This is a genomic window from Kitasatospora sp. NPDC001261 (assembly GCF_042896795.1).
Classification (GTDB): domain Bacteria; phylum Actinomycetota; class Actinomycetes; order Streptomycetales; family Streptomycetaceae; genus Kitasatospora.
In genome coordinates this window covers 79,490-103,947 of record NZ_JBIAXP010000011.1, presented here as the reverse complement: position 1 = coordinate 103,947, position 24,458 = coordinate 79,490, and the positions used below count along the sequence as shown (strand labels likewise).

28 protein-coding genes are annotated in these 24,458 nt (G+C 74.2%); 15 read left to right on the top strand and 13 right to left on the bottom strand.

What is annotated here, in order from left to right; genetic code table 11:
- Position 1: 1 nt before the first annotated feature.
- On the bottom strand, positions 2–667 hold the full coding sequence (locus tag ACFY4B_RS16745; protein WP_049657347.1) for a response regulator transcription factor: 666 nt from the start codon (positions 665–667) through the stop codon (positions 2–4).
- Between the two features lie 143 nt (positions 668–810).
- On the opposite strand from ACFY4B_RS16745, the gene murJ reads away from it, so the two are divergent.
- Genes murJ through ACFY4B_RS16730 form a run of 3 tightly spaced genes read left to right on the top strand, consistent with a single transcriptional unit; the run spans position 811 to position 3,100 of the window.
- Complete coding sequence (murJ, locus tag ACFY4B_RS16740; RefSeq protein ID WP_117489426.1) at positions 811–2,415, top strand: murein biosynthesis integral membrane protein MurJ; 1,605 nt, start codon at positions 811–813, stop codon at positions 2,413–2,415.
- Positions 2,412–2,732, top strand: coding sequence for a hypothetical protein (locus ACFY4B_RS16735; RefSeq protein ID WP_049657348.1), 321 nt, complete (start codon positions 2,412–2,414; stop codon positions 2,730–2,732). Before murJ ends, ACFY4B_RS16735 begins: the two co-directional genes overlap by 4 nt.
- Positions 2,733–2,746: 14 nt before the next feature.
- Positions 2,747–3,100, top strand: a complete 354-nt coding sequence (locus tag ACFY4B_RS16730; RefSeq protein ID WP_117489428.1) for a hypothetical protein — start codon at positions 2,747–2,749, stop codon at positions 3,098–3,100.
- A 52-nt stretch (positions 3,101–3,152) separates the two neighbouring features.
- Here ACFY4B_RS16730 and ACFY4B_RS16725 read toward each other — a convergent pair whose 3' ends face one another.
- Positions 3,153–3,644, bottom strand: coding sequence for a GNAT family N-acetyltransferase (locus tag ACFY4B_RS16725; protein ID WP_074001366.1), 492 nt, complete (start codon positions 3,642–3,644; stop codon positions 3,153–3,155).
- Entirely contained in the window at positions 3,641–4,582 is a 942-nt protein-coding gene (locus ACFY4B_RS16720; RefSeq protein WP_387968427.1) for a MerR family transcriptional regulator, read from the bottom strand. Before ACFY4B_RS16720 ends, ACFY4B_RS16725 begins: the two co-directional genes overlap by 4 nt.
- Before the next feature lie 64 nt (positions 4,583–4,646).
- Here ACFY4B_RS16720 and ACFY4B_RS16715 point away from each other — a divergent pair, with 64 nt between their 5' ends.
- On the top strand, positions 4,647–5,276 hold the full coding sequence (locus ACFY4B_RS16715) for a response regulator (RefSeq protein ID WP_380741170.1): 630 nt from the start codon (positions 4,647–4,649) through the stop codon (positions 5,274–5,276).
- Positions 5,277–5,317: 41 nt separating this feature from the next.
- Here the strand turns inward: ACFY4B_RS16715 and ACFY4B_RS16710 are convergent, their stop codons facing one another.
- On the bottom strand, positions 5,318–6,190 hold the full coding sequence (locus ACFY4B_RS16710; protein WP_074001369.1) for a transglutaminase-like domain-containing protein: 873 nt from the start codon (positions 6,188–6,190) through the stop codon (positions 5,318–5,320).
- Between the two features lie 97 nt (positions 6,191–6,287).
- A complete protein-coding gene (locus ACFY4B_RS16705) occupies positions 6,288–7,142 on the bottom strand; it encodes a GNAT family N-acetyltransferase (RefSeq protein WP_387968426.1) in 855 nt (284 codons plus the stop codon).
- Positions 7,143–7,431: 289 nt separating this feature from the next.
- Here ACFY4B_RS16705 and fdxA point away from each other — a divergent pair, with 289 nt between their 5' ends.
- Complete coding sequence (gene fdxA, locus ACFY4B_RS16700) at positions 7,432–7,758, top strand: ferredoxin (RefSeq protein ID WP_030061559.1); 327 nt, start codon at positions 7,432–7,434, stop codon at positions 7,756–7,758.
- A 20-nt stretch (positions 7,759–7,778) separates the two neighbouring features.
- Positions 7,779–8,927 (top strand): succinyldiaminopimelate transaminase, encoded by a 1,149-nt coding sequence (gene dapC / locus ACFY4B_RS16695; protein ID WP_074001371.1) that lies wholly within the window; start codon positions 7,779–7,781, stop codon positions 8,925–8,927.
- Positions 8,928–9,052: 125 nt separating this feature from the next.
- On the opposite strand, the gene ACFY4B_RS16690 is transcribed toward dapC, so the two are convergent.
- Complete coding sequence (locus ACFY4B_RS16690) at positions 9,053–9,871, bottom strand: hypothetical protein (RefSeq protein ID WP_387968424.1); 819 nt, start codon at positions 9,869–9,871, stop codon at positions 9,053–9,055.
- A 302-nt stretch (positions 9,872–10,173) separates the two neighbouring features.
- Complete coding sequence (locus ACFY4B_RS16685) at positions 10,174–11,247, bottom strand: hypothetical protein (RefSeq protein ID WP_181970669.1); 1,074 nt, start codon at positions 11,245–11,247, stop codon at positions 10,174–10,176.
- A gap of 122 nt (positions 11,248–11,369) precedes the next feature.
- Between ACFY4B_RS16685 and dapE the strand changes: the two genes are divergently transcribed.
- Positions 11,370–12,446 (top strand): succinyl-diaminopimelate desuccinylase, encoded by a 1,077-nt coding sequence (gene dapE / locus ACFY4B_RS16680; RefSeq protein WP_387968422.1) that lies wholly within the window; start codon positions 11,370–11,372, stop codon positions 12,444–12,446.
- A 111-nt stretch (positions 12,447–12,557) separates the two neighbouring features.
- Positions 12,558–13,367: a TIGR00730 family Rossman fold protein gene (locus ACFY4B_RS16675; RefSeq protein WP_049655631.1), complete on the top strand. Its 810-nt coding sequence runs from the start codon at positions 12,558–12,560 to the stop codon at positions 13,365–13,367.
- Between the two features lie 130 nt (positions 13,368–13,497).
- On the opposite strand, the gene folP is transcribed toward ACFY4B_RS16675, so the two are convergent.
- Positions 13,498–14,310, bottom strand: coding sequence for a dihydropteroate synthase (gene folP, locus ACFY4B_RS16670; protein ID WP_074001558.1), 813 nt, complete (start codon positions 14,308–14,310; stop codon positions 13,498–13,500).
- A gap of 181 nt (positions 14,311–14,491) precedes the next feature.
- Between folP and ACFY4B_RS16665 the strand changes: the two genes are divergently transcribed.
- Together ACFY4B_RS16665 and ACFY4B_RS16660 are read left to right on the top strand one after the other, a co-directional pair.
- Complete coding sequence (locus ACFY4B_RS16665; protein ID WP_063780265.1) at positions 14,492–14,932, top strand: DivIVA domain-containing protein; 441 nt, start codon at positions 14,492–14,494, stop codon at positions 14,930–14,932.
- Positions 14,929–15,522, top strand: a complete 594-nt coding sequence (locus ACFY4B_RS16660; protein WP_074001374.1) for a DNA-3-methyladenine glycosylase I — start codon at positions 14,929–14,931, stop codon at positions 15,520–15,522. Before ACFY4B_RS16665 ends, ACFY4B_RS16660 begins: the two co-directional genes overlap by 4 nt.
- A gap of 42 nt (positions 15,523–15,564) precedes the next feature.
- On the opposite strand, the gene ACFY4B_RS16655 is transcribed toward ACFY4B_RS16660, so the two are convergent.
- On the bottom strand, positions 15,565–16,365 hold the full coding sequence (locus ACFY4B_RS16655) for an enoyl-CoA hydratase-related protein (protein WP_074001375.1): 801 nt from the start codon (positions 16,363–16,365) through the stop codon (positions 15,565–15,567).
- Between the two features lie 297 nt (positions 16,366–16,662).
- Here ACFY4B_RS16655 and ACFY4B_RS16650 point away from each other — a divergent pair, with 297 nt between their 5' ends.
- Positions 16,663–16,830 (top strand): DUF3117 domain-containing protein, encoded by a 168-nt coding sequence (locus tag ACFY4B_RS16650; protein WP_074001376.1) that lies wholly within the window; start codon positions 16,663–16,665, stop codon positions 16,828–16,830.
- Between the two features lie 140 nt (positions 16,831–16,970).
- Here the strand turns inward: ACFY4B_RS16650 and ACFY4B_RS16645 are convergent, their stop codons facing one another.
- Positions 16,971–17,603, bottom strand: a complete 633-nt coding sequence (locus ACFY4B_RS16645; protein WP_049655642.1) for an O-methyltransferase — start codon at positions 17,601–17,603, stop codon at positions 16,971–16,973.
- 287 nt (positions 17,604–17,890) lie between these two features.
- Here ACFY4B_RS16645 and sigE point away from each other — a divergent pair, with 287 nt between their 5' ends.
- From sigE to ACFY4B_RS16625, 4 genes are all read left to right on the top strand, one after another.
- Positions 17,891–18,622 (top strand): RNA polymerase sigma factor SigE, encoded by a 732-nt coding sequence (sigE, locus tag ACFY4B_RS16640; protein ID WP_049655634.1) that lies wholly within the window; start codon positions 17,891–17,893, stop codon positions 18,620–18,622.
- A gap of 122 nt (positions 18,623–18,744) precedes the next feature.
- Positions 18,745–19,626, top strand: a complete 882-nt coding sequence (locus ACFY4B_RS16635; RefSeq protein ID WP_387968419.1) for a zf-HC2 domain-containing protein — start codon at positions 18,745–18,747, stop codon at positions 19,624–19,626.
- A gap of 160 nt (positions 19,627–19,786) precedes the next feature.
- Complete coding sequence (locus tag ACFY4B_RS16630; protein ID WP_380670980.1) at positions 19,787–20,221, top strand: sec-independent translocase; 435 nt, start codon at positions 19,787–19,789, stop codon at positions 20,219–20,221.
- 222 nt (positions 20,222–20,443) lie between these two features.
- A complete protein-coding gene (locus tag ACFY4B_RS16625) occupies positions 20,444–21,112 on the top strand; it encodes a hypothetical protein (protein WP_049654115.1) in 669 nt (222 codons plus the stop codon).
- Between the two features lie 68 nt (positions 21,113–21,180).
- Here the strand turns inward: ACFY4B_RS16625 and ACFY4B_RS16620 are convergent, their stop codons facing one another.
- From ACFY4B_RS16620 to ACFY4B_RS16610, 3 genes are read right to left on the bottom strand one after another with little or no spacing between them, the layout of a single operon-like run.
- Positions 21,181–22,341, bottom strand: coding sequence for an Mrp/NBP35 family ATP-binding protein (locus tag ACFY4B_RS16620; RefSeq protein ID WP_049654113.1), 1,161 nt, complete (start codon positions 22,339–22,341; stop codon positions 21,181–21,183).
- Between the two features lie 56 nt (positions 22,342–22,397).
- Positions 22,398–23,054, bottom strand: a complete 657-nt coding sequence (locus ACFY4B_RS16615) for a DUF1003 domain-containing protein (RefSeq protein ID WP_375874133.1) — start codon at positions 23,052–23,054, stop codon at positions 22,398–22,400.
- Positions 23,044–24,342, bottom strand: a complete 1,299-nt coding sequence (locus ACFY4B_RS16610) for a magnesium transporter MgtE N-terminal domain-containing protein (protein WP_049654112.1) — start codon at positions 24,340–24,342, stop codon at positions 23,044–23,046. The genes ACFY4B_RS16615 and ACFY4B_RS16610 overlap by 11 nt, the downstream gene beginning before the upstream one ends.
- Between the last annotated feature and the right edge of the window lie 116 nt (positions 24,343–24,458).

Below are 24,458 nucleotides of genomic sequence, written 5' to 3'. Positions count from 1 at the left end.
GTCAGGCCTCCAGCCGGTAGCCGACGCCGCGCACGGTGGTGATCGAACGGACGCCGAACGGCGCGTCCACCTTGCGGCGCAGCATGCTGACGTACACCTCGACGATGGACTCCTCGCCGTCGAAGGCGATGTCCCACACCTCGTCGACGATCCGGCGCTTGGACAGCACCTCGCCGGGGTGCTCGGCCAGGCAGCGCAGGACGGCGAACTCCCGCTCGGTGAGGGTGATCTCGGCGCCGCCCCGGCCGCAGCGGCGGCCCGCAGGGTCCAGCCAGAGGTCGCCGACCCGCAGCAGCGGGCCCGGCGTCTGGCTGCGGCGGATCAGCGCGCGCAGCCGGGCCAGGAAGACCAGGTAGGAGAACGGCTTGGTGAGGTAGTCGTCGGCGCCGGTGTCCAGGCCCTCGGCCTCGTCGTACTCGCCGTCCTTGGCGGTCAGCATCAGGATCGGGGTGGTGACGCCGTCGGCGCGCAGTGCCTCGCACACCTTGTAGCCGTTCAGGCCGGGCAGCATGATGTCGAGCACGATCGCCCGGTAGGCGTGCCGCTGGGCCAGCCGCAGGCCGGTGAGGCCGTCCGGGGCGAGGTCGACGGTGTAGCCCTCGACCTCCAGGCCGCGCCGTACGGCCGCCGCGACCTGGGCGTCGTCCTCCACCACCAGAATCTCCATGCGGATCAGGATGCCACCGGCGCCGGATCCGTTCCTTAAGCCGTCTTCAGCTTTCTCAGCCCCGCTTCAGGGGCGCGGGTGCATGCTCTCGCCGTTTCCGCCGATCAGTTCGAGTCGGTGCCTGACACGGGAGGTGCCGGCGGATGACCGTACTGGAGGGTCCTCCGTTGCCCCGCCCTCCGCTGCCCGGTCCGCCGCGGCCCGCCCGCCACCGGCGGCCGCGCCGCACGCCGCCGCCCAGCCTGGTGATGGCGGCCGGGACGGTGGTCTCCCGGGCCACCGGCTTCGTCCGCTCGGCGCTGCTGGTGGCGGTCCTCGGCTCGGGGCTGCTCGCGGACGGGTACAACGTGGCCAACACGGTGCCCAATCTGCTGTTCGTGCTGCTGATCGGCGGCGCGCTGAACACCGCGCTGGTGCCCCACCTGGTGCGCGCCGCCAAGGAGTCGGCGGACGGCGGGGCGGCGCACGTCGACCGGCTGGTGACGGTGCTGGTGGTCACCCTGCTGGTGCTGACGGCGGTGGTGGTGCCGGGCGCGCCGTACCTCGTGCGGGCCTACACCGCTTACGGCGGTGCGCAGTTGGACCGGACGGTGCTGCTGGCGTACCTGTGCCTGCCGCAGGTGTTCTTCTACGGGCTGTTCACCGTGCTCGGCCAACTCCTCAACGCCCGGCAGCGGTTCGCGCCGATGGCCTGGGCGCCGGTGCTCAACAACCTGGTGGTGATCGGGGTGTTCGCCGGGTACCTCGGCCAACGGTCCTTCTCCACGGCCGACGTGACCGTGCTCGGGGCCGGTACGACGGCCGGGGTGGTGGCGCAGAGCCTGGTGCTGCTGCCCTGCCTGCGGGCCGCCGGCGTGCGGCCCCGGCCGCGCTGGGACTGGCGGCAGGCCGGGCTCGGCGAGCCGCTGCGGGCCGCCGGGTGGACGCTGCTGCTGGTGCTCGGCGACCAGGTGGGCTACTGGGTGGTGACCCGGCTGTCGACCTCCGTCGGCGCGCGGGCCGCCGAGGCCGGGCTGCCGGGCGTCGGGTACACCGCGTACAGCAGCGCGTACCTGCTGTGGATCGTGCCGCACGGGGTGGTCACGGTGTCGGTGGTGACGGCGGTCGTTCCCGCGCTCACCGCCGCCGCCGACTCCCCGCGGGCCGTCCGCGCGCTGCTCGCCCGCACCGTCCGCACCATCGCGGTGGTCACCGTCCCGGCGGCCTGCGCGTTCGCGGTCCTCGCACCGCAGCTCTGCGCGCTCGCCTTCGGACACGGGAGCACCGGCGCCGACGACGTGCGGGCCATCGCCGGGATGCTGACCGCCTTCGCGCCCGGCCTGGTCCTGTACTCCGCCGGCTACGCGCTGACCCGCGTCTTCTACGCGCTCGGCGACAGCCGTACGCCCTTCCTGCTCAACCTGCTGCCGGTCGCCGCCACGGCGCTGGGGGCGGTGCTCTGCCACCGGCTGCTGCCGCTGCGCTGGGCCGTCACCGGGATGGCCGGCTGCTACGGGGCGTCGTTCCTGCTCACCTGCGCGGCCGCCGCCCTGCTGCTGCGCCGGCGGCTCGGGCCGCTGCGGGTCCTGGGAGCCCACGGGAAGCCGCTGCTGGCGGCCCTGCCGGCCGCCGCGGGCGCCTGGTGGGCCACCCGGTACGGCCTCCTGCCGGCCGCCGCCGCCCTCGCCGTCGGCTACCTCCTGCTCGCCCACCTCCTCCGGATCGAAGAACTGTCCGTCCTCACCACACGATTGCGCAGGCGCCCATGACCCTCCTCCCCAGCGACGTCGCCCGGGTCCTCGACTTCCTCCTCCCCGAGGGCCACCCCCTGCGCGCCCAGGTCCCGCACCTGCGCGTCGAGTCCCGCTGCCGGTGCGGCTGCAGCACCGCCCTGTTCGCCGGCGTCCAGGACGGCGCCCGCTCGGAGGTGGTCGCCGAGGCGGCGATCGGCTCCGACGGCGAGATCCTGCTCTTCGCCGAGGACGGCCGGCTCTCCTGGCTGGAGGTCTGCTCCTGGACCGACCCCAAGCTCACCCTCGTCGACGCCGCCCGCTACCTCGGCGGGGAACCCGGGCGGCCGGAGTGAGCGTCGTACCGGGCATGCCCACCGTTCTCATCCTCGGCTTCGACCCGCACACCGTCCCCGGCGTGGACGGCGACGCGGTGCGGGCCCTCCTCGACGCCGAACTCGCCCGCTTCACCGAGCACGGCATCGACGCCGCCGTGACCCTGGTCGCCCCCGACGACACCGCCGAACCCGCCGTCGTGGCGGCCCTCGCCGGGCGCCGCTGGGACGTCGTCGTCATCGGCGGCGGCATCCGCAAGCCCGAACCGGCGCTGCCGTTCTTCGAGGCGGTCGTCAACCTGGTCCGCCGTCACGCCCCGCAGGCGGCCGTCGCCTTCAACACCAGCCCCGCCGACAGCGTCGAGGCCGCCCGCCGCTGGCTGCCGTAGCGGGGCGCCGGCCCGGCCTTCAGCCCGCGCCGGGCCCGCGCCGGGCCCGCGCTCAGCCGAGGTCGCCCAGGGGGCGGCGGTAGGCGAGGGCGGGGCGGTCGGCGAGGAGGAACCGGTGGCTGAGCGCGAAGCCGTTGCGGGCGAGGACGGCCTGGGAGGCGGGGTTGTCGACGGTGGTGACGGCGGTCAGGACGGTCAGGCCGTAGGCGGTGGCCGCGAGGCGGCAGGCCTCGGCGACGGCGGCCTTCGCGACGCCGCGGCCGGCGGCCGACTCGGCGATCCGGTAGCCGAGTTCGGCGCTGCCGTCGGCGAGGTCGACGAGGTTGGCGCGGCCGACCAGCCCGCCGGCCGCGTCGAGCACCACGTGGAACCGGCAGGTGCCCTCGGCCTGTTCGGCGAGGAGGGCGGCGTGGCGGTCCGCGAAGCCGGCGAAGTAGGCGTCGCCGCGGTCCGGGATGCTGCGGGCGAAGTACGCGCGGTTGGCGCGTTCGAAGGCCAGCAGGGCCTCGGCGTGGTCGGGGCGCAGGGGTTCCAGGGTGATCATTGCGCCAGTCTGGCCCGCAGCGCCCCGGTGAACCACCGGAATACCCCGGTGAGGCTCTCCGGGACGGGCCAGCCGTTGATGACCGCCAGCAGCTGCCAGTAGCGCTCGGCGCGCGGGTCGTCGGCGCTCTCCAGGCGGTCGAGCAGCCAGCGCCGCAACCCGGCGTCGTCGGGGCGGCCGAAGGTCTCGGCGTAGGCGGCGGTGAGGGCGTCGAGGACGGGGTCGGCCGCGGGGGAGGCGGGGTCGGTGCCGGCGGCCAGTGCCGCACCGACCAGGGACCGTACGGTCTCGGTGAGCGCGTGGTGCAGCCCGCCGCGGTCGCCCTCGGCCCGTTCGGCGGCCTGCTGTTCGGCCATCCGCCGGACGGCCGCGCGGAAGTCCGGGTCCTGGACGAGTTCGCCGAGTTCGACCCAGGCCTCGACCTGCTCCGTCCGCGGCTCGTCCGGCAGTTCGGGCATGGCGGAGCGCATCATGGCGACGAACTCGGGGTTGGCGTCCAGGCCGCCGAAGGCCTCGTCGACGAAGTCGTGGACCAGGCGCCGGCGTTCGGCGTCGGAGAGTTTGGCGAGCTTGTGCATGAGTCCCATCTCCTCGGGTGTGGAAGCGCGTTGGGCGACGGCGAGCAGCACGGCCCGGCGCAGCCGGAGGGTGCGGATCTGCACCTCCAGCGCCTCGGCGTGTGCGGCGGCCACCTCGTGCAGCGGGGCCTCCCGTTCCAGCACCCGGCGGATCGCGGGCAGGTCGAGCCCGAGTTCGCGCAGGGTGCGGACGAGGTCCAGCCGGGCGAGGGCGTGCACGTCGTACAGCCGGTAGCCGGCGGCGCTGCGCCCGGTGGGCGGGACGAGGCCGGTGTCGGCGTAGAACCGGATGGTCTTGACGGTGAGTCCGGTGCGCCGGGCGAGGTCGCCGATCGGGTAGAGCGTTTCGCTGCCGTCCATGGGGACCACTCTGGACTCTCCCCTTACCGGAGACGCAAGCCCGCGGCCCTCTAAGGTCGTGGCCATGAACGACACTGACAACGGGGCCTCGATCCGCGTGCTGCTCGCCGAGGACCAGGGGATGGTCCGGGAGGCGCTGGCCGCGCTGCTCGGGCTGGAGGGGGACATCGACGTCGTCGCGCAGGTCGGCCGCGGGGACGAGGTGGTGGCGGCGGTGCTCGCGAACGACGTGCAGGTCGCCGTGCTGGACATCGAGATGCCGGGGATGACGGGTATCGAGGCGGCCGCCGAGCTGCGCGACCGGGCGCCCCGGACCAAGGTGGTCATCGCGACGACCTTCGGCCGGCCCGGCTACCTGCGCCGGGCGATGGAGTCGGGCGCGGACGCGTTCCTGGTGAAGGACGCGCCGGCCGCCGAGCTGGCGGAGGCGATCCGCCGGGTGCTGCGCGGCGAGCGGGTGATCGACCCGGTGCTGGCCGCCGCCGCGCTGGCCGAGGGCGCCAACCCGCTGACCCCGCGTGAGCGGGACGTGCTGGGCGCGGCGGCCGACGGCGCGGTGAACGCGGACATCGCCCGGCGGCTGCACCTCTCCGAGGGGACGGTGCGCAACTACCTGTCGATGGCGATCCAGAAGACCGAGGCCCGCAACCGCACCGAGGCGGTCCGGATCGCCCGGGAGAAGGGCTGGCTGTAGGGCCCGTCTTCAAGCCCCCGGCGTCGGCCCGCAGACGGGGGTCAGTTGAGCCGGTGCCGGGCCGCCCGGGCCTCCTGCCGGACCTTGGCGGCGGTGTCCGGGTCGAAGGCGTCGAGGATCTGCGCGTAGGCGTCCATCTCCGCCGAGCCGCCGAGGAAGTCCCCGGTGCGGACGAGGAGTTCGGCCCGTTCCAGGCGCAGCTGGGCCGGGTGTCGGGGCAGCAGCAGGGCGAGTTCGGTGGCCCAGAGCTGGGTGCGGGCGTGCTCGGGGCGGTCGGCGGCCCAGAGCCGGATGTTGCCGAGCACCCGCAGCACGACCTCCAGCGGCTGGGCCGGGGTGAGCAGGGCGGGGGTGAACTCCGCCCCGGCGGCGGCGACCAGCCGTTCGACGTCCGCCGGGTCGAGCAGCCGCCCGCCGTGGAACGGGTCGGCCAGGACGTAGTCCTCGCCGCCGGCCGGGCCGCCCACCGCGACGATGAAGTGGCCGGGCAGCGCGATGCCGTGGACGGTCAGCCCGGCCCGCCGGCCGACCGCCATCCACACCAGGGAGAGCGTGATCGGCAGCCCGCGCCGGCGCCGCAGCACCTCGGGCAGCAGCGAGGACTCCAGCCGCCGGTAGTCCGACTGCCGCCCGTGGAAGCGCTCCCGCCCGCCGAGCACCGCGGCGAGCAGGGCGGCGGTCTCCTCCGGCCCGGTCGGCGCCCGCTCGGCGACGGCCGTCCGGACCGCCGCCGCGTGCCGCTCGAACGCGGCCTCGCAGGCGGCGAGCAGCGCGTCCACGCCCGGCGGTTCGCCGGGGTCGCCGGGGTCGGGCACCATGCCGTGCTCGGCGGCGGCGAGCAGGCACAGCAGCACCGGGTCGGGCTGCTCGGCGCGGGCGGCGGTCCGGAAGCGGTCTCTGCTCTGCTCGGTCACGGTGACGGCGACGGCTTTCGTACGGCGGACGGACAAGGCGGCGGACGGACGATCGGGCGGGCGATCGGACGAACGGACGGACGGTACGGCCTGGCGGCTACCCCTGGGGGAGGAGCGCGTAGTGGTAAGTGTGACTGGTCGTGAAGCCGAGTCCGTCATAGAGCGCGATCGCCCCCGCGTTCTCCGCCTCGACCTGGAGGTAGCCGCCGCTCGCCCCCTCCTCGGCCGCGCGCGAGGCGAGCACCGCCATGACCGTCGTCGCCAGTCCGGCCCGCCGGGCGTACGGCTGGACCTCGATCGCGCCGAAGCAGGCCCAGGCGCCCTCGATGACGCAGCGTCCGATCGCCGGCGGCGGCTGCCCGGGGGCGCCCGGCACGGTGGCGAACCAGACCGAGGGCCCGCCGTGCAGCACCCGCCGGGCCGCCTCCTCCACCGCCGGGTCGCCGCTCACCCGCCGGTACACCGACAGCCACCGGTCGTCCGCGGTCCGCGCGAGGCGCACCCTGTCGTGCCCGGCGCCGGCCCGGGCGAGCCCGGCCAGCGGGGCGGTGCGGACCAGGGTGGGCGCGTACCCGGCGCCGAGCCGGTCGAGTTCGGCGACCAGCGCCGGGGGCGAGCCGGGGGAGATCACCTCGACGTACGCGGGCAGTCCGCGCGCCGCGTACCAGGCGCGGACGGCCGCCAGCGCCCGGGGCAGCGGCAGTCCCGGGTCCCCGAGCGCCTGGACGGAGTTGGCCCGCCGGGTGAACCCGGCGGCGGCGCGCAGCGTCCACTCGCCGAGCGGCTCCTGCTCGACGGCCGGCCAGCCGCGGCCCGCGATCCGCTGCAGTTCGACCGGCTCTGTGACCGGCAACGGGACGCGCCGGGCCGGGAACGGCGGCACGGTCTTGCCTGCGACCAGCAGCTTCTCCGGCAAGAACACCGGATCGCCGGTTCGAGGGGCGATCGTCAACCCATGATCGTCCCACGATGTGAGCACGCCGATCGAATCCCGGAACACCGGCCGGTCGTCCACGAACTCCGCGAGGCGGCGGACGGACACGCGTCGTCCCACGTCAGAGCGGTCTATCCGGACTTCCGGACGGTCGCCGACCGGGTCGTGCGTCGCCATCTGGCCACCTCCTGTGCATTTGCGGTCTCCGACCCGCGATACTAGGGGCGGGCATCGACGACGCCGCGCTCACCGCGCACGGCAGCAGAACAGAACGGGCCACCAGGCCCTTCCGAGGAGGAACGACAGCGTGACCTACGTCATCGCGCAGCCTTGTGTCGACGTGAAGGACAAGGCGTGCATCGAAGAGTGCCCGGTTGACTGCATCTACGAGGGCGAGCGATCGCTCTACATCCACCCGGATGAGTGTGTCGACTGTGGCGCGTGCGAGCCGGTCTGCCCGGTCGAGGCGATCTTCTACGAGGACGACACTCCGGAGGAGTGGAAGGACTACTACAAGGCGAACGTCGAGTTCTTCGACGACCTGGGTTCCCCCGGCGGCGCCTCCAAGCTCGGTCTGATCGAGCGTGACCACCCGTTCATCGCCGCTCTGCCGCCGCAGAACGCCGACCACTGACGATCGGTGGCACAACAGCTGTGAGTACCAACAGCACGCGCGCGCCGTTCCCGGGTCACCCGGGGGCGGCGCGCCGCGTTTCGGACAAGCTCCCCGTCTTCCCCTGGGACAAGCTGGAGCCGTACAAGGCGACCGCCCTGGCCCACCCCGGCGGGCTCTGCGACTTCTCCGTCGGCACCCCGGTGGACCCGGTCCCCGAGGTGATCCAGAAGGCGCTGGCCGCGCACACCGACACCCCCGGCTACCCGACCGTCTGGGGCCCGCTGGAGCTGCGCGAGGCGATCGCCGGCTGGCTGCACCGCCGCCTCGGCGCGGAGACCGGCCCGCAGGCCGTGCTCCCGACCGTCGGCTCCAAGGAGCTGGTGGCCTGGCTGCCGACCCAGCTCGGCCTCGGCCCCGGCGACCAGGTCGCCTACCCGCGCCTGGCCTACCCGACCTACGAGGTGGGCGCCCGGCTGTGCGGCGCCGAGCCGGTCGAGTACGACTCGGTGGACGAGCTGGACGGCTCCCGGGTGCGCCTGCTCTGGGTGAACTCGCCGTCCAACCCGACCGGCCGGGTGCTGGGCGCGGACGAGCTGCGCCGGGCCGTCGAGTGGGCCAGGGAGCACGGGGCGCTGCTGGTCAGCGACGAGTGCTACCTGGAGCTGGGCTGGGAGGCCGAGCCGGTCTCCGTCCTGCACCCGGACGTCTGCGGCGACGGCCACGAGGGCCTGCTGGCCGTCCACTCGCTCTCCAAGCGCTCCAACCTGGCCGGCTACCGCGCCTCCTTCGTGGCGGGCGACCCGGTGGTGGTCAGGGAGCTGCTGGAGGTGCGCAAGCACGGCGGCATGATCGTGCCGGCGCCGGTCCAGGCGGCGACGGTCGCCGCGCTCGCGGACGACGCCCACGTGGCCGAGCAGCGCGAGCGGTACGCGGCCCGGCGCTCGGCGCTGCGGGCGGCGCTGGAGGCGTACGGCTTCCGGATCGAGCACTCCGAGGCGAGCCTCTACCTGTGGGCGACCCAGGACCGCCCGTGCTGGGAGACCGTGGCCGAACTGGCCGGGCTGGGCATCCTGGTGGCGCCCGGCGACTTCTACGGGCCGGCCGGCGACCGCTTCGTGCGGGTCGCGTTCACGGCGACCGACGAGCGGGTCGCCGCGGCCGTGGAGCGGCTGGGCGCGGCGAGCTGACCGCGACCGCGCCGAGCTCGGCGCGCCGACCGTAGCGGGCGACCGTACGGCGAAGGGGGCCGGTGTCACGGACACCGGCCCCCTTCGGGGTTCTCCCCGAGCCGGGGGTTGTGCGGCGGCGGGGGTTACAGCGGCAGGCCGCTGAGGCTGCCGCCGCTCAGGTTGCCGCCGCCCAGGCCGCCCAGCAGGCCGCCGAGCGGGCCGAGCGCGCCGGTGAGGCCGGACAGCGGGCTGTTCGCGCCGAGGTCGGCACCGCCGAGGCGGTTGGCCGACCCGTGCTCGGCCAGGCCGAGCACGTCGGTGGCGGGCAGGTCGGCGGGCAGGGCGTGCTCGACCGAGCCGAGCGGCAGCGCGCGCTGCACCGCGCCGACCGGCAGCGCGTCGGCGACGGCGGTGCCGCCGGGGACGGCGCCGGTGAGCGTCTCGGCGCCGGGCACGGCCTGGGTGACCGAGCCCGTCTGGGTGAGTCCGCCGAGCGGGCCGGTGCCGGCGGTGGCGCTGCGGGTCTCCGCGCTCTTGCCGGTGACGGCCTCGCCGAGCTTGCCGGCCAGGGACGAGGCGACCTTCGGGGTGACCGAGGAGAGCTGGCCCGCGGTCGCCGCGGTCTGGTCGACCGGGGCGGTCAGCGAGCCGGCCTTCTCGTTGGCCTCGGGCAGCTGCTGGGCGACGATGTTTCCGGCGGCGTCGGCGGAGGCCGGTACGCCGGCGGCGACGGTGGCCGCACCCGTGGTCCCGGCGGCCTGGCCGAGCTGGTGGGTGGTGTGCTGGAGGGTGGAACCGGTGTCGGTGTTGGCCAGCTGGCCCAGCGGTGCCGCGAGGTCGCTCTTGGGCAGCAGGGCGTCCCCGCCCAGGGCGGACGCGGAGCCGGCCGCGAGAAGCGGGGTCGCTCCGGCGGCCACGACGAGCGCGGCCTGGGCGATCCGGCGCGTGAGGGGGTGAGACATGGGGCTCCTCGAAGGGGTCTGGGTCCGTCCCGTCCGCCAAAGGACCGGGCGTGGACGACCGGGCGGACGACGTTGTTACCGCTTGAGAAGCCAGAAGGTTTCGGCCGACGCAAGGAATCTTCCTGGCCGACCATCGGATCGTACGACCACAACAGCGCTGCCCGACCGGCCCGGTCGGACGCCGTCGAACCGCCCCGGTCAAGGGGAGTGACGGTTCTCCAACCGGGTTCGCCGGAGCGGCCGGCCGGTCCATCGGGGTTGACCGGAATCACCCGTCCGGCGGCAACCCGAACACCAGTGCGTCAACTCTTGTCGGCCGGGGCCAGCGTGACCTGGACGAGCTTGGTCGAGGTGCCCGAGGTCTGGTTCTGCCAGCCGTCCTCGGACTTGGACTTGCGCCAGATCTTCCCGTCGTAGGCGACCGTCGCGATGCCCAGCTGCTGGGCCTGGGCGACCGCCCAGTGGGCGACCTCCCAGCCGCTCGCCCGCTCGGCGCTCACCCCGCCGTCCGCCGCCCCCGCGTCCGGCGAGGAGGTCAGGGCGGCGGTGGCCGGGTCCGGGGTCAGCGAGACGGCGTTCTCGGCGCCCTTGATGGTCGAGGTGTAGCCGGTCGCCGGGGTCACCGTGCGGCCGAACTCCCGGCGCACCCGGTCGGACAGCACCTGGGCCCGGTCCGGCGCGGCGGCCGGGGCCGCGGTGGCGCCCGGGGTGGCGCCCGGCGCGGCCGAGGCGGAGTCCGCCGGGTCCGGCTTGGCGTAGTCGTGCACCACGCAGGAGAACGAGGCGGGCTCCCGGCCGGCCAGCGCCGAGGTGAGCAGGGTCGCCTTGGTCTCGTGCTTGGCGTAGGCCTGCGGGTAACCGCTCTTCTGCACCGTCTGCGCGGCGTCGGTCAGCGGCATCCGGGTGTAGCCCGGGACCTTGACCAGGCCGTCCAGGAACTTGTTGGTCGCGTACACCGGGTCCGAGATCTGCGCCGGGGTGCCCCAGCCCATCGACGGCCGCTGCTGGAAGAGGCCGATCGAGTCCCGGTCGCCGCCCGCGAGGTTGCGCAGCTTGGACTCCTGCATGGCGGTCGCCAGCGAGATCGTGGTGGCCCGGTCCGGCAGCCCGCGCGAACGCGCCACCGCGGCGATCGTCGCGGCGTTGGCGGCCTGCGGCAGCTCCAGCGTGCCGTTCCCGGCCGCCGTCTTCACCGAGCACTCCTCGGACGCGCCGGGCTTGAAACCGAACCACCAGATCCCGACCACGGCCAGGCCGGCGACCATGGCCAGGCCGAGCAGCCCGACGATCACCATCAGCAGGGCGCGAAGCGGCCCGCGGCGGCGAGTGGGCTCCTCTTCGTCGCCCAGCTCTTCGCTGCTCCTTCTCCTGGCCACCGTCGCCCCTCTCGCGCCTGCACCTTGATCCGACACCGTACCCACTCGGACGGATGTGCGGCGCCTTCCGGTTGCCGTCACCCGCCTCCGACCGGACCGGGCCGCGGATTAGGCTGGCTCCCATGAGCAGCTCGAACCCGACGCCCCTGGACCTCACTCTCGACGGCGGCACGCTGACCGCCCGGCTCGTCGACATCCCCTCGGTGAGCGGCGACGAGCAGGCGCTCGCCGACGCCATCGAGACCGCGCTGCGCGGCTACCCGCACCTCACCGTGGACCGCCACGGCAACAACGTGGTGGCCCGGACGAACCTGGGCCGGGCCGAGCGCGTCGTCCTGGCCGGCCACCTGGACACCGTGCCGATCGCCGACAACCTCCCCTCGTGGGTCGAGGGCGACCTGCTCCACGGCTGCGGCACCACGGACATGAAGTCCGGCGTGGCCGTGCAGCTGCGCCTCGCCGCCACGGTGCCCGAGCCCAACCGCGACCTCACCTTCGTCTTCTACGACTGCGAGGAGGTGGAGGCCTCCCGCAACGGCCTCGGCCACCTGGCCAAGGACCACCCGGAGTGGCTGGCCGGCGACTTCGCGGTGCTGATGGAGCCCAGCGGCGGCATGGTCGAGGGCGGCTGCCAGGGCACCCTGCGGGCGCAGGTGCGGCTGACCGGCGTGCGCGCCCACTCGGCCCGCAGCTGGCTCGGGGACAACGCCATCCACCACGCCGCCGAGGTGCTCACCCGGCTGGAGGACTACCAGCCGCGCCGGGTGGAGATCGACGGCCTGGAGTACCGCGAGGGCCTGAACGCGGTCCGGGTCGACGGCGGCGTGGCCGGCAACGTGATCCCGGACGAGTGCGTCGTCACGGTCAACTTCCGCTACGCGCCGGACCGCGACGAGGTGGACGCGGAGAAGCACGTGCGCGAGGTCTTCGACGGCTTCGAGCTGACCGTCACCGACTTCGCCGTGGGCGCCCTGCCCGGGCTCTCCCAGCCGGCCGCCCAGGCCTTCCTGGAGGCCACCGGCGGCCAGGCCCGGGCCAAGTTCGGCTGGACCGACGTCGCCCGGTTCAGCGCGCTCGGCGTCCCGGCGGTCAACTACGGCCCCGGCGACCCGAACCTGGCGCACAAGCGCGAGGAGTACTGCTCGCTGAGCGCCATCGCCGAGGTCGAGGACCGGATGCGCGCCTGGCTGACCAGCTGAGCCGACGCCGGCGACGCTCGTCCGATCAGCAGTCGAACGCCACCTTCCGGATGCTCAACCGACCTTCCCCCGTTGCCTGAAAACGGGGGAGGGCGGGCGTAGGGTTTCGTCATGACAGGCACAGGAGACGAGAAGCACTACGGCCACGGCCCCGAGCAGGTCGGTGCGCCGCGGAAGAAGAAGGCCTGGCCCGAGAAGCAGAAGGGCCCGGTGCTGGTGCGCCGGGACCAGGTCGGTACGAGCACCACGGACCAGCGCCTGCTGGACACCACCGGTCCGACCGACTGGCTGCACACCGACCCGTGGCGGGTCCTGCGGATCACCTCGGAGTTCGTCGAGGGCTTCGGCGCCCTCGCCGAACTCCCTCCCGCGATCAGTGTCTTCGGCTCCGCCCGGACCCCGGTCGACTCGCCCGAGTACCAGGCGGGCGTGGCCATCGGCCGGGCCCTCGCCGAGGCCGGCTACGCGGTGATCACCGGCGGCGGCCCGGGCGCGATGGAGGCCGCCAACCGCGGCGCCTCCGAGGCGGGCGGCCTCAGCGTCGGGCTCGGCATCGAGCTGCCCTTCGAGCAGGGCCTCAACGAGTTCGTCGACCTCGGGCTGAACTTCCGCTACTTCTTCGTCCGCAAGACGATGTTCGTGAAGTACGCGCAGGGCTTCGTGGTCCTGCCCGGCGGCCTCGGCACGCTGGACGAGCTGTTCGAGGCGCTCACCCTGGTGCAGACGAAGAAGGTCACCCGCTTCCCGGTGATCCTCTACGGCAGCGCCTACTGGGGCGGCCTCTACGAGTGGCTGAAGGACACCCTGGTCGCGCAGGGCAAGGCGGCCCCGCACGACCTGGAGCTGTTCCACATCACCGACGAGATCGACGAGGTCATGAAGATCCTCGCCGACGCCCGCCGGCCCGCGAACGAGATCTAGCGCGAGCGAGCCGAAGGGTCGCGCCGGTGCCGAAAGCGAGGAGCGACAAGCGAGGGACGAGCGCCGGAGCGACGAACGTCGGCACCGGGTCCGAGCGCCCCGGAGGCGAGCCGAGCGCCGACAGGAGGGTTCACGCCAGCCCCCGGCGGGCGACCGCCGGGGGGCGGGTGCCCCGGATCGAGGCGACCATGTCCAGCACCTGGCGGGTCTCCGCGACCTGGTGCACCCGGTAGACCCGCGCGCCCAGCCAGGCCGAGACGGCGGTGGTGGCCAGGGTGCCGAGCAGCCGCTCGTTCACCGGCCGGTCCAGGGTCTCGCCGACGAAGTCCTTGTTGGAGAGCGAGACCAGCACCGGGAAGCCGGTCGCGGTCATCTCCGGCAGCCGCCGGGTGGCCTCCAGCGAGTGCCGGGTGTTCTTGCCGAAGTCGTGCCCAGGGTCGATGACCACCGCGTCCCGCCGCACGCCCAGCTCCACCGCGCGCTCGGCGAGCCCCACGGTCACCCGCAGGATGTCCGCCATCACGTCCTCGTACCCGACCCGGTGCGGCCGGGTACGGGGCTCGGCGCCGCCCGCGTGGGTGCAGACCAGCCCGGCGTCGTACCGGGCGGCCACCTCGGCGAGCCTCGGGTCCACGCCGCCCCAGGCGTCGTTCAGCAGGTCCGCGCCCACCTCGCAGACCGCCTCGCCGACCTCGTGCCGCCAGGTGTCCACGCTGATCACCGCCTCGGGGTGGCGCTTGCGCAGCTCGGCCACGAAGGGCACGGTGCGCCGCAGCTCCTCCTCGACCGTGACCTCGTCGCCGGGCCCGGCCTTCACCCCGCCGATGTCCAGGATCGCCGCGCCCTCGGCCATCGCGCGGTCCGCGGCGGCGAAGGCGGCCTCGTCGGCGAAGGTCGCGCCCTTGTCGAAGAACGAGTCCGGCGTCCGGTTGACGATCGCCATGATCACCAGCTCGTCGTCACCGAATTCCCGCGGTCCCAGGCGCAGTGCCACCGATGTCTCCTCCAGAGCTCCTGCGGGTGCGATGATGGCCCCCGGCCTCACTAAGGGACCATGCTGTCATGATCAGTGTGGTTGCCTGCCACCACATAGCGGACCGGCCGGGAGTTCGGGAGGACAGCTCGTGTTCTGGGTGATCGTGGTCGCCATGGCCGTGGTGGTCGGCGGTGCCGCCCTGGTGGCGCTCGGCGGGGGCGGCTCGATGCCGGAGGCGGCACCGGACCGGATCTCCGCGCGGCTGCCGCAGGACCGCCCGCTGGGCCGGGCGGACGTGGACGAGCTGCGCCTGCCGATGGCGCTGCGCGGCTACCGGATGGACGAGGTGGACGACGTCCTGGACCGCCTCGGCGCCGAACTCGCCTACCGCGACGCGCGGATCGCCGAGCTGGAGGCCGCCGCCCACCTGCGCGGCGCCGTCGAGGCGACCAGCGCCCCCGACCCGGCGGCCGAACCGCTGCCCGGCCTGGAGCAGTTCGCCCAGGTGGTCGAGCCGGCCGTGGTGCTCGCCAAGCAGCCGGCCGGGGAGCACGCCCCCGAGGACGCGAAGCCGGGGACGGAGAAGTGACCGACCCGACCGGGGGCGCGGTGCTCGGCGCGGACGGCCTGCGCCGCTGCGGCTGGGGCGACTCCACCGACGACTACCGGGTCTACCACGACACCGAGTGGGGCCGCCCGGTGCACGGCGACGACGCGCTGTTCGAGCGGGTCTGCCTGGAGGCCTTCCAGTCCGGCCTGTCCTGGCTGACCATCCTGCGCCGCCGCGAGGGCTTCCGGGCCGCGTTCGCGGGCTTCCGGATCGCCGAGGTCGCCGAGTTCGGCGAGGCGGACAAGGAGCGCCTGCTCGCCGACGCCGGCATCATCCGCAACCGGGCCAAGATCGAGGCGGCGATCGCCAACGCGCGGGTCGCCCGCGACCTGGCGGGCGGCCTGGACGCGCTGATCTGGCAGTTCGCCGCCGAACCGGGCCGGCCGGCCCCCCGCACGATGGGCGAGGTGCCGGCCGTCACGCCGGAGTCGACGGCGCTGGCGAAGGCGCTGAAGAAGGCGGGCTTCCGCTTCGTCGGCCCGACCACCGCGTACGCCCTGATGCAGGCCTGCGGGCTGGTCGACGACCACCTGGCGGACTGCCACGTCCGCACCGGCGCCAAGGGCTGACCGGCGGGTCCGGGCCGGCCGGCCCGGACCCGGACACCGGCCCTAGCGGCCCAGGTACGTCGGCTTCTCCTTGGCGATGAAGGCGCGCACCGCGATCCGGTGGTCCTCGCTGTCGCCGGCCAGCGTCTGCAACTCGTCCTCCTTGTCGAGGAGTTCGTCCAGCGAGTGGGAGGCGCCGTACGCCAGCGACTCCTTGATGGCGCCGTAGGCGACGGTCGGGCCCTCGGCCAGCTCACGGGCGAAGGCCCGTGCGGTGGCGGCGAGTTCCCCGGCCGGCACCACCCTGGTGGCCAGGCCCAGCTCGGCGGCCTCGGCGGCCTTGACCGTGCGGGGCAGCATCAGCAGCTCGGTGGCCCTGGCGTGCCCGACCAGCCGGGGCAGCGTCCAGGAGGCGCCCGAGTCGGCGGTCAGCCCGATCCCGGCGAAGGCGGTGTTGAAGCCGGCCCGGTCGGACAGGACGCGGAAGTCGCAGGCGAAGGCGAGCGAGGCGCCGGCCCCGGCCGCCACCCCGCCGACCGCGGCGACGGTCGGCTTGCGCATCCCGGCCAGCGCCCGCACCAGCGGGTTGTAGTGCTCGCCGACGGTCCGCAGCGCGCCCTCGCCGGTCTCCTCGGCCCGCTTCAGCATGGCCAGGTGCTCGTTCAGGTCCTGTCCGACGCAGAACGCCCGCTCGCCCGCTCCGGTGAGCAGGACGGCCCGCACCGCCGGGTCCGCGGCCGCGGCGGTCACGGCGTCGCGCAGCGCGACCTTGGTGGCGACGTCGAGCGCGTTCATCGCCTCCGGGCGGTTGATGGTGATGACGGCCAGGCCGCCGTCCAGCTCGTACAGCACGGAATCGGACATGGGTGAGGGCTCCCGGGATCGAGGCGTTGTCGGTCGTGTGTGTCAGGATGCCGGAGCACGCGGGGGCCTGGGGAGTGTGAGGTATCGCACCTTCGGGCGGTGTCCGCACCACCGCCACGCCGGGGCTTATGACGTGGTTTGCGGCGGTTGGGGGCGGTCCGGTCGTGGTTGCACCGAGAGTGATGTTGGTCATCAGCCCGTGGCATGCGGGATAATGGCTTCCGATCAATGCGTTCGATACCGGCGGTGGACGGACTGCCGGTGCGTAGCTGAGCGGTTGCAGGAAGGGGAACGAGCATGGCGGCCATGAAGCCGCGGACGGGTGACGGCCCGCTCGAAGTCACCAAAGAGGGACGGGGCATCATCATGCGCGTTCCGCTCGAAGGCGGCGGACGCCTTGTGGTGGAGCTCACGCCGGACGAGGCCCAGGCCCTCGGCGAGGCCCTGAAGAAGGCCTGCGGCTGACCGCAGCAGGTGCTCGCCATCTCCTGGAGATGTGCTGCCGGGCCCGGGTTCGACGTCATGTCGGCCCGGGTCCGCACGTTTTCCCGGGCCCGGGCCCGAAGGGGCGCCGGGCTCGGCGCGTGACGCTCAGCGCTTGACGTTCAGCGCTTGACGGCGCAGAGCAGCCCGTCCGACACCGGCAGCAGCGCCGGCAGCAGGGCCTCGCTCTCCCGCACGTCCCGGACCAGGTCCCGGACCGCGCCGGTCTGCGGGTCCTGGAGCTCCGGCTCGGCCAGCCGGCCCTCCTGGAAGACGCCCTCGAAGCAGACCATCCCGCCCGGCCGCAGCAGCCGCAGCGCCTCCCGCAGGTACTCGCAGGACTCGACCGGGTCGCCGTCGCAGAACACCAGGTCGTACTGGCCGTCGGCGAGCCGGGGCAGCACCTCCAGCGCCCGGCCCGGTATGAACCGGGAGCGGTTGGCCGCGAACCCGGCCGCCTGGTACGCCTCGCGGGCCAGCTGCTGGCGCACCGGCTCGGAGTCGACCGTGGTGAGCACGCCGTCCGGCCGCATTCCGCGCAGCAGGTAGACCCCGGACACCCCGGTGCCGGTGCCGATCTCGGCCACCGCCTTGGCGTCCAGCGCGGCGGCCAGCAGCCGCAGGCAGGCCCCGCCGCTCGGTCCGATCGCCCGTATCCCGGTCCGCGCGGACTGCGCCCGGGCGTAGGTCAGCACGGCGTCCTCGCTCACGTAGGTGTCGGCGAGGGCCGCGTGCGCGGGCCCGAACTCGCTGATGGCTGCCTCTTTCGGAGCCCCGGGCGAGGCCCGGTGCCGAAGGATGTCGATATTTCCTGGCACAGATTACTGGCCGACCGGGAACCGCGTACGGCGGCGGGCCGTTGTCAGGACGGACCGGGTGCGGAAGACCTCCCGGGCACTTTTATCCGGGCTTGACGGGTGAGGTGGATATGGTGGTGGCCCTGCTGGGCAGAAGAGCCGACCGAGGAGGTGTGGCCGAGGGCGACGTCCCTGTGCGGCGGCACTCCCGCGGCACCGCGTCAGCCCGTACGCCGAAGCCCGTGATGAACCAGCCTGCGCACTCCGACCTGGACCAGCCCGTGGCCGCGACGCCGGCCGGCGGCGCCACCGAGGCCCCCGCCCTCGCGACCTTCACCGAGGGTCCCGACGCGCAGACCTGGACTCCGCCCAGCTGGGAGGAGATCGTCGAGGCGCACAGCGCCCGCGTCTACCGGCTCGCCTACCGCCTGACGGGCAACCAGCACGACGCCGAGGACCTCACCCAGGAGGTCTTCGTCCGGGTGTTCCGTTCGCTGTCCACGTACACCCCCGGCACGTTCGAGGGCTGGCTGCACCGGATCACCACCAACCTCTTCCTGGACATGGTCCGCCGCCGCCAGCGCATCCGCTTCGACGCGCTCGGCGAGGACGCGGCCGAGCGGCTCGCCTCCCGCGAGCCGAGCCCGGCCCAGCACTTCAGCGACACCCACTTCGACGCCGACGTGCAGCAGGCGCTGGACACCCTGGCGCCGGAGTTCCGCGCCGCGGTGGTGCTCTGCGACATCGAGGGCCTGTCCTACGAGGAGATCGCCGCCACGCTGGGCGTCAAGCTCGGCACCGTCCGCAGCCGCATCCACCGCGGCCGCTCGCACCTGCGCGCCGCGCTCAAGCACCGCGCCCCCGGCTCGGCCCCCGGCCGGGAGCGCCGCGGCGGCTCGGAGGAGCCGGTGCCGGTCGGCGTCGGCGCGGTCGAGGCCGCGGTCGCGCCCGGTGGGCGCGGACGGAGGCGGTCGTGAGCGGAACCAGCCGGTCCGGTTCGGGTCGGTCGGACGCCTCCGACCGGTCCCCGAACCGACGGGGCTGGGCCCTGCCGGGCCGTCGCGGAGGCGACGAACCCGGTGAGCCCGTGCTGCCCGCGGTGGCACTGCCCGCGGACACGGCGCTGCACGCGCTTCCCGTCCGCCCCGCCGCACCCGCCGAGGACCACCACCTCGGCGAGCGCCTCTCCGCCTTCCTGGACGGCGAGCTCGGCCACGACTCGCGCGACCGCGTCCAGGCCCACCTGGCGACCTGCCCGCACTGCCTCGCCGAGGTCGACGAGGCCCGCGCCGTCAAGCACATGCTGACCCGCACCGGCACGCCCGGCCCGTCCTCCGCGCTGATGGCCCGCCTGATGGCCGTCGGCGGCCTTCCCGAGGACGCCCCGGCGGACGGCGACTGGCCGGCCGGCCGCGGCCGCCGCGATGACGACGACGACCTGCCCGGCGGCGGGGTCGCCGCCGCCGGGACGCTCGGCGGCAGCCGGCTCGACGGCGGCTCCTTCGGCCGCGGTGCCGGGGCCTCCTTCGGCGCCGGCGCGCTCGGCGCGGACACGCCGCTGCCCGGGGTCGACCCGCGCGCCTTCGGGCGCGGCGCGGTGCTGCGGCCGCTGATGGGCCGGCGCTCCGCCCGCCCCGAGCCCACCGCCGCCCCCGCCCGTCCGCAGTCCTCCGCGGCCGTCGTCCGCCCGCCCGCGCGGGGCCGCCGGCTGGTGTTCGCCGCCGCGGGCGCCTTCTCCGTCGCCGCGGTGACGCTCGGCGGTGTCGGCGGGCTCAGCACGCAGGGCGAGGAGCGCCACGGCACCACCGTCAGCCCGCCCGGCTCCGGCTCCGGACGCGGCGGCGGCCTCGTCCCGATGAACGCCCAGGTCCCGGTGGACTTCCCCGGCCGCCCGGTCGCCGCGACCCGCGACGCGACCCCGCCGGGCTCCCCGGAGCGCTACCCCGGGGGCGCCGTGGCACAGCGCCAGCAGACCCGCTAGAACAACCCTCGACGGACCCGGGACGCACGCTCGATCCCCCGTCCGGACGGCCTCGGCCACCGGCAGGTCTTTACCACGGCTTCATCCCAGCGTGGACCAGGGACTCGCCGGTGGCCATTACCCTGTAGGAACCGTCGTCCGACGAGCTAGGGAGCCAAAGGTGTTCAGCGACGTGAGCGGGCTGGAGGTGCTGACCCTCGTCGTGATGGCCATCATCATCTTCGGTCCGGACAAACTGCCGAAGCTGATCCAGGACACCATGAACGTCGTCCGGAAGATCCGTTCCTTCGCCGACAACGCGAAGGAGGACATCCGCAGCGAGCTGGGCCCCGATTTCCAGGACTTCGAGTTCGAGGACCTGAACCCCAAGACCTTCGTCCGCAAGCAGCTCATGGGCGGCGAGGAGGACCCGCTGGGCCTCAAGGGGATGAAGGACTCGCTGGACATCCGCTCCGTCCTGGACGACAAGCCCGCGGCCCCGGTCAACGGCCGCAGCGGCAGCGTCAGCTTCGAGAAGTCCGCGCCGGCCCCCGCCTCCGCCGGCGCCCCGCTGGCCCCCGGCGAGCGCCCCCCGTTCGACCCCGACGCCACCTGACCGACCCCGCGTACGGCGCCCCGGCGCCGCGCCACCGCCCCGCCCGGCCACCCGGCTGAGCGGGGCGGTGGCGTGTGCGCCGCTATTGTGCTGATTGCTCCCGCTGAGCCGTCCGTCACACCGCGCCCCGTCGCGGACCGGTAACGGCCCCGGGGAGCGCCGCGGTACGCCACCATGGGAGCGCGCCACGGCAGGCAAACGTGTGTTTGAGGAGGCCCGGGGATGGACGCGACGAGTCAGGCGGGAGGGGCGACGGCCACGGCCGGCGGCCCGGTGGTCGGCGGACAGGCGGGCCCGGCGGACCCGCTGGTGCCCTACCTGTCCGCAGACTTCCCCTGGTACGGGCTGGACGAGGGCTGGACCGGCCGTCGCTTCCTGGTGCAGGCCGGCGCCGGCCCCCGCACCGCGGGCAGCGTCGACTACGGCTCGCTCGGCCACGGCGAGGAGCCGGCCCAGCGGTACGAGCCGCGCGACGTGCGGAAGTTCGCCGTCGTGGTCACCGTGGCCCGCCGGGACAGCCGCCGCAGCGCCGACAACACCGGCACCCTGGAGGCGACCTCCGCCTCCTCCGCCGCCTGGCTGGCCGGCTCCGGCCTGCTCGCCGGCACCTGGCCCGGGCAGCTGGACCGGGCGCTGCGCCAGGACTGGCTGGACCAGCAGAGCAGCCTCGCCTGGGACCTCGCCGACGACCTGGCCGGCCCGGGCTGGTCCACCCTCAGCCTGCCGGTCAACGGCCTGCCGCAGCCCTTCCGCTACCGCGAGTCCGAGTACGGCTGGGTGCTGGCCGGCGAGGCCCCCGGCGTCCTGCTCGGCGCCTACGGCCGCGGCGTCAGCGCGTACGGCCTCGGCTTCTCCACCGTCCCGGACCTGACCGCCTACACCCGGCCGTAGGGCCCGCGGCGGTACGGCGAAGGGCCGGGTGGTCTGGTCCGACCACCCGGCCCTTCGTCGTCACCGTCTCAGAACTTGTTCCTGGGCGTCAGGCCCAGCGACATCCCGGACAGCCCGCGCTGGCGGCCGCCGAGCTTGCCGGCCACCGCGCGCAGGGCGACGCCGGCCGGGGAGTCGGGCGCGGCGAGCACGACCGGGCGGCCGTCGTCGCCGCCCTCGCGCAGCCGCACGTCGATCGGGATCGAGCCGAGCACCGGGACGGTCGCGCCGACGGTGCGGGTGAGCGCGTCCGCGACGGTCTGGCCGCCGCCGGTGCCGAAGACGTCGATCATCTCGTCGCAGTGCGGGCACGGCATGCCGGACATGTTCTCGATCACGCCGACGATCTTCTGGTGGGTCTGCACCGCGATGGTGCCGGCCCGCTCGGCCACCTCGGCGGCGGCCATCTGCGGGGTGGTGACGATCAGGATCTCCGCGTTGGGGACCAGCTGGGCCACCGAGATGGCGATGTCGCCGGTGCCGGGCGGCAGGTCCAGCAGCAGCACGTCCAGGTCGCCCCAGTACACGTCGGCGAGGAACTGCTGGAGCGCGCGGTGCAGCATCGGGCCGCGCCAGACCACCGGGGCGTTGCCCGGGGTGAACATGCCGATCGAGATGACCTTCACGCCGTTCGCCTGCGGCGGCATGATCATGTCCTGGACCTGGGTCGGCCGGCCCTCGACGCCCAGCATGCGCGGCACGCTGTGGCCGTAGATGTCGGCGTCCACCACGGCGACCTTCAGGCCGTCGGCGGCCATCGCGGCCGCCAGGTTGACGGTCACCGAGGACTTGCCGACGCCGCCCTTGCCGGAGGCGACGGCGTAGACCCGGGTCAGCGTGCCCGGCTTGGCGAACGGGATCTCCCGCTCGGGGGCGCCGCCGCGCAGCAGCTGGGACAGTTCCTTGCGCTGCTCGTCGCTCATCACGTCGAGCTCGACCTCGACGCCGGTCACGCCGGGGACCTTCCCGACCGCCTCGCGCACCCGGGTGACGATGGTGTCGCGCATCGGGCAGCCGGAGACCGTCAGGTAGACCGCGACGCTCACCACGCCGCCCTCGGCGATCCCGACCGATTTCACCATGCCGATCTCGGTGATCGGGCGGTTGATCTCCGGGTCGTTGACGGTCGCCAGCGCCTGGCGTACGGACTCCTCCGTGACGCCGGCCGCGACCTCTGTCTCGTTGGCCATGCCTTGATGGTACGGCGCCCGGCGAAGTCGTTAACCGGTCGGTAGCGTGCCGCGGGTCACAGCGGCTCGGGGGCTTCCCGGCGTTCGTCGATCTCCTTGAGCAGGGACTGGAGTTCGGACCGGATGCTGCCCAGTTCAGAAGTGATGAAGGCCCGGGTGGCGACCTCGCCGAGCCCGTGCCGGAGGGCCGCGACCTCGCGGGTCAGGTACTCGGTGTCGGCGATGTTGCGGTCGCTGCGGGCGCGGTCCTGCTCCATGTTGACGCGGTCCCGGTTGTCCTGCCGGTTCTGCGCCAGCAGGATCAGCGGGGCCGCGTACGAGGCCTGCAGGGACAGCGCCAGGGTCAGGAAGATGAACGGGTACTCGTCGAAGCGCACGGACATCGGCAGCAGGGTGTTCCACGCTATCCAGACGACGACCACCACCGTCATCCAGACGATGAACCGCCCGGTGCCGAGGAAGCGGGCGATCCGCTCGGACAGGACGCCGAAGGCCTCCGGGTCGTAGGAGGGCAGCGTGAGCAGGCCGGGCCGGGCGGTGCGCGGCTGGTCGAGCCGGGCGCGGCCGGTGCCGGTGATCGGCGCGGTCTCCGCGCGCCGGTCCCGGGCGCCCTCGCGGGTGCGCAGCTCGCGCAGCTGCCGCAGCTGGCGCAGTTCGCCCTGGAGGCGCCGGCGTGCGGAGTCGTTCGACCGTCCGCTGCGGTCACCGTCCATCGGTCACCCCTTCCGTCTCGTCGTCGCGGACCTCGTCGTGGGCGTGCAGCGCGGCGTCGCGCCAGTCGTCCGGCAGCAGGTGGTCGAGCACGTCGTCGACGGTCACCGCGCCGAGCAGGTGGTCCGCGTCGTCGACGACCGGCGCGGCGACCAGGTTGTAGGTCGCCAGGTAGCTGGTGATCAGCGACAGCGGGGTGTCCGGCGGCAGCGGGTCCAGGTCGTCGTCGACCAGCGAGCCGACCAGGACGTACGGGGGCTCGCGCAGCAGCCGCTGGAAGTGCACGGTGCCCAGGTAGCGGCCGGTCGGGGTCTCGTTCGGCGGGCGGCAGACGAAGACCTGCGCGGCCAGCGCGGGCTTGTGGTCGCTGACCCGGACCCGGGCCAGCGCCTCGGCGACCGTCGCGTCCGGCTCCAGCACGATCGGCTCGGTGGTCATCAGACCGCCGGCGGTGTCCTCCTCGTACGTCAGCAGGCGGCGCACCGGCGCGGCCTCGTCCGGCTCCATCAGCTGGAGCAGCCGCTCGGCCTCGTCGCCGGGCAGCTCGGAGAGCAGGTCGGCGGCGTCGTCCGGGTCCATCGCCTCCAGGACGTCGGCGGCGCGCTCCTCCTGGAGCTTGCCGATGATCTCGACCTGGTCGTCCTCGGGCAGCTCCTCCAGGACGTCGGCCAGCCGCTCGTCGTCGAGGGCGGCGGCGACCTCGGCCCGGCGCTTGGCGGACAGGTGGTGCAGCACGCTGGCGAGGTCGGCGGGGCGCAGCTGCTCGAAGGTGGCGAGCAGGTTGGCCGCGCCCTGGTCCTGTTCGGGCAGCGAGAAGCCGGTGACGTCCTGCCAGTCCAGGGTGAGCCGCTCGCCCTTGCCCTTGCGCAGCCGGCCGGCCCGGCCGACCTGGACGAAGACCTTGCTGATCTCCCACTCGCGCAGCCGGGTCTGCACCATGCCGACGTCCAGCACGGTGACGTCCTCGGCGGTCTTGGACCAGGTGACGGTGCGGTCCAGCAGCTCGGCGAGCACCAGGGTCTCGGACGGGCGCTGCTCGAAGCGGCGCAGGTTGATCACGCCGGTGGTGAGCACCTGGCCGGACTCCAGGCTGGTCACCCGGGTCATCGGCAGGAAGATCCGGCGCCGGCCGACCACCTCGACCACCAGGCCGAGGACGCGCGGCGGGCGGCCGCCGAGCCGCAGCGACACGACCACGTCCCGGACCCGCCCGACCTGGTCGCCGTTCGGGTCGAACACCGCGATGGCGGACAGATGGGAGATGAAGACCCGGGTGCCTGGCCCTGCCATGGACTCCCTCGACTCGCTCGACGCCGTACCGGGTGCGCCGGGGGCGCACTCGCGGCCAAGGCTACCCGCGTGCTCCGGGCCCGGCCGGGAGGCACGGTAGCCGCCGGACACGTCCT

Excerpts from the sequence above, each read along its gene's own strand:
- ACFY4B_RS16745 (WP_049657347.1), bottom strand. The coding sequence starts at position 667 with ATGGAGATTCTGGTGGTGGAGGACGACGCCCAGGTCGCGGCGGCCGTA.
- murJ (WP_117489426.1), top strand. The coding sequence starts at position 811 with ATGACCGTACTGGAGGGTCCTCCGTTGCCCCGCCCTCCGCTGCCCGGT.
- ACFY4B_RS16735 (WP_049657348.1), top strand. The coding sequence starts at position 2,412 with ATGACCCTCCTCCCCAGCGACGTCGCCCGGGTCCTCGACTTCCTCCTC.
- ACFY4B_RS16730 (WP_117489428.1), top strand. The coding sequence starts at position 2,747 with ATGCCCACCGTTCTCATCCTCGGCTTCGACCCGCACACCGTCCCCGGC.
- ACFY4B_RS16725 (WP_074001366.1), bottom strand. The coding sequence starts at position 3,644 with ATGATCACCCTGGAACCCCTGCGCCCCGACCACGCCGAGGCCCTGCTG.
- ACFY4B_RS16720 (WP_387968427.1), bottom strand. The coding sequence starts at position 4,582 with ATGGACGGCAGCGAAACGCTCTACCCGATCGGCGACCTCGCCCGGCGC.
- ACFY4B_RS16715 (WP_380741170.1), top strand. The coding sequence starts at position 4,647 with ATGAACGACACTGACAACGGGGCCTCGATCCGCGTGCTGCTCGCCGAG.
- ACFY4B_RS16690 (WP_387968424.1), bottom strand. The coding sequence starts at position 9,871 with ATGTCTCACCCCCTCACGCGCCGGATCGCCCAGGCCGCGCTCGTCGTG.
- dapE (WP_387968422.1), top strand. The coding sequence starts at position 11,370 with ATGAGCAGCTCGAACCCGACGCCCCTGGACCTCACTCTCGACGGCGGC.
- ACFY4B_RS16675 (WP_049655631.1), top strand. The coding sequence starts at position 12,558 with ATGACAGGCACAGGAGACGAGAAGCACTACGGCCACGGCCCCGAGCAG.
- folP (WP_074001558.1), bottom strand. The coding sequence starts at position 14,310 with ATGGCGATCGTCAACCGGACGCCGGACTCGTTCTTCGACAAGGGCGCG.
- ACFY4B_RS16655 (WP_074001375.1), bottom strand. The coding sequence starts at position 16,365 with ATGTCCGATTCCGTGCTGTACGAGCTGGACGGCGGCCTGGCCGTCATC.
- ACFY4B_RS16650 (WP_074001376.1), top strand. The coding sequence starts at position 16,663 with ATGGCGGCCATGAAGCCGCGGACGGGTGACGGCCCGCTCGAAGTCACC.
- sigE (WP_049655634.1), top strand. The coding sequence starts at position 17,891 with ATGAACCAGCCTGCGCACTCCGACCTGGACCAGCCCGTGGCCGCGACG.
- ACFY4B_RS16625 (WP_049654115.1), top strand. The coding sequence starts at position 20,444 with ATGGACGCGACGAGTCAGGCGGGAGGGGCGACGGCCACGGCCGGCGGC.
- ACFY4B_RS16620 (WP_049654113.1), bottom strand. The coding sequence starts at position 22,341 with ATGGCCAACGAGACAGAGGTCGCGGCCGGCGTCACGGAGGAGTCCGTA.
- ACFY4B_RS16615 (WP_375874133.1), bottom strand. The coding sequence starts at position 23,054 with ATGGACGGTGACCGCAGCGGACGGTCGAACGACTCCGCACGCCGGCGC.
- ACFY4B_RS16610 (WP_049654112.1), bottom strand. The coding sequence starts at position 24,342 with ATGGCAGGGCCAGGCACCCGGGTCTTCATCTCCCATCTGTCCGCCATC.